This window comes from uncultured Lamprocystis sp. (genome assembly GCF_903933125.1).
Classification (GTDB): domain Bacteria; phylum Pseudomonadota; class Gammaproteobacteria; order Chromatiales; family Chromatiaceae; genus Thiodictyon.
In genome coordinates, this window is record NZ_CAIZIZ010000584.1 from 1 (window position 1) to 2,591 (window position 2,591).

2 protein-coding genes are annotated in these 2,591 nt (G+C 66.8%); both read left to right on the forward strand.

The window, feature by feature from the left end:
* A partial coding sequence (locus QZY03_RS31640; RefSeq protein WP_295588387.1) for an ATP-binding protein occupies positions 1-1,344 on the forward strand: 1,344 nt, incomplete at its 5' end.
* Between the two features lie 291 nt (positions 1,345-1,635).
* Positions 1,636-2,442 (forward strand): cytosolic protein, encoded by an 807-nt coding sequence (locus QZY03_RS31645; protein WP_295588390.1) that lies wholly within the window; start codon positions 1,636-1,638, stop codon positions 2,440-2,442.
* Positions 2,443-2,591 lie beyond the last annotated feature (149 nt).

Genomic DNA, 2,591 nt, shown 5'->3' on the forward strand with positions numbered 1-2,591 from the left:
GTCAATGCGCTCTTCTATGGGCCGCCCGGCACCGGCAAGACCGAACTGGCGCGGGCCCTGGCCGCGGCCAGCGGGCTGCGCGCCTACCAGGTGCGCAGCGCCGATGAGGACGGCGACGGACTGGCGCGCACGGGTCGGCTGGCGGCCTATCTGCTGGCCCAGCGTATGCTCGCCCGGCGGCGCGATGCGGTGTTGCTGTTCGACGAGGTCGAAGACGTGTTCGGCGCCAGTGACGACCTGGTCGCGCTGCTGCGCGGTCAGCGGGCCACCGGCCGCCAGAAAGGCTGGATGAACCGCATCCTGGAGGAGAATCCGGTGCCGGCGATCTGGATCACCAACGACGCCGACCGCATGGACCCGGCCTTTCTGCGGCGCTTCCTGCTGCCGGTCGCCTTCGTCACCCCGCCGCGCTCGGTGCGCCGCCGGATGGTCGAGCGCCATCTGGGCGACCGCGACCTGCCGTCGGCCCTGCTCGATGAACTGGCCGCCGACGCCGTGCTGGCCCCGGCCCAATTCGGCGCGGCCCGACGCCTGCTGGACCTGCACCCGCAAGCCCCGGCCGAGCAGACGGTGCGCGCCGGGGTGGCCGCGGTGCGCACCCTGCTCTATGGGGCACCCAGACCCCGGCAGCGCACCCCGGCGACCCGCTTCGACGTGTCCTTTCTCAACCTGGCCAGCGGGATCAGCCCGAGCGCCATCGCCCGCGCCCTGGCCGCGCAGGGCCGCGGCAGCCTGTGCTTCTATGGCCCGCCCGGCACCGGCAAGACCGCCTTCGCCGAGGTCCTGGCCGAGGCCCTGGACCGCGAACTGGTGGCGCGCCAGGCGTCGGACTTGATCTCGCCCTATGTCGGGCAGACCGAGCAGAACCTGGCGCGGTTGTTCCGCGAGTGCGACCCGGCGCATTCGGTCCTGTTACTCGATGAGGTCGACAGCTTCCTCGCCGACCGGCGGGCGGCTCGGCACAGTTGGGAGCGCACCCAGGTCAATGAGCTGTTGCAGCAGATGGAGCGCTATCCCGGCATCTTCATTGCCGCGACCAATCTGATGGCGGGCATTGATGCGGCGGCTTTGCGGCGCTTCGACTTCAAGCTCAATTTCCGGGCATTGAACCCGGCGCAACGACTCGCGCTCTTCGCGCGCGAAGCGCTGGGCGATACCGCCGCGGCGGTCGCACCGGACCTGGCGCGCTATTTGGAGACGCTCCAGGGAGTGACCGCGGGCGACTTCGCCAACGTCTGCCGCCAGCGCAGCCTGCTCGGGGAGACCCTGACGCCGGAGCAATTCCTGCGGCGGCTGGCGGCGGAGTGTCGATTGAAACAGGTGGATGGGCGGGAGGCGGCATAGCCGTTTCGCGTTCTCGTGCCACCGCTTCGGCGGTGGCACGCCTGTGTCAGGCGCCGCGCGCCTCGGACGATGGTCAAGGCCCCGCTGTTGACTGGCGACCCGCAAACGCCCTAGATTGACGTCACCACCCCGCTGCCCGGCCCGCCCCATGTCCGACGATTTCGACAGCCCCTGGAAGGACATCCTAGGCGGGTACTTCCCGGACTTCATGGCCTTCTTTTCCCCCAGGCCGCGGCTGAGATCGACTGGTCGCGCGGCTTTGAAACCCTCGATAAGGAACTGGCCCAGGCCGTGCGGGACGCTGAACTCGGGCGGCGCTTTGCGGACAAGTTGATCAAGGTCCGACTCCTGGACGGCAGCGAGGAATGGCTGTTGGTCCACATTGAGGTCCAAGGCCAGCGGGACCTGGCCTTTGCGAAGCGCATGTTCGTCTACGCCTACCGGCTCTACGACCGCTACGATCGGGAGATCGTCAGCCTGGCGGTCCTGGCCGATACGGTACATGGCTGGCGTCCCGACGGGTTTGCGGTCGGGCGCTGGGGCAGCCGCTTGGGGATCAGCTTTCCCAGTGTCAAGTTGCTTGACTATGCCGCACGTCAGGCCGAACTGGAGACGGACGAGAATCCGTTCGCGACCGTGGTCCTCGCGCATCTGGCGGCCCAGGCAACGCGCGGTGACGACCAGGCGCGCTATGCGCGCAAGCTCTTTTTGACCCGGCGGTTATACGAGCGCGGCCTGACGCGGCAGCAGATCATCGATCTATACCGGTTTATCGATTGGATCCTGCGCTTGCCGGATGACCTGGAACTGCAATATACCAATGAGGTTTTCCGAATCGAGGAGGGTTTACAGATGCCATATGTCAGTTTTGTCGAACGTCGCGGTATCGAACTCGGCGAGGCTCGCGGCGAGGTGCGCGGCAGCGCCCGCCTGCTGCGGGGCTTGCTAGAAAGGCGCTTCGGGTCGCTGCCGCCGGATGCACTCGCCCGGCTGGACGATGCCGATGTCGAACGACTCATGGCCTGGAGTGAACGTGTCTTCGATGCTCGCACGCTGGCGGAGGTGTTCGTGGATGATCCGCGGGTCAATCAGGGATAATCGGAATGGGCCTTGATCGTCGTTGTGCGACACGAAGTCGCGTAAGTGAATGTTCTACAAGAAGTCGCTAGGAGGCGGCCTGATAGAACCGACGGTTTCTCCCGTCGTAGCCTAGGAGCACATGCGGGACTGGTAACGGTCCGGTGTGA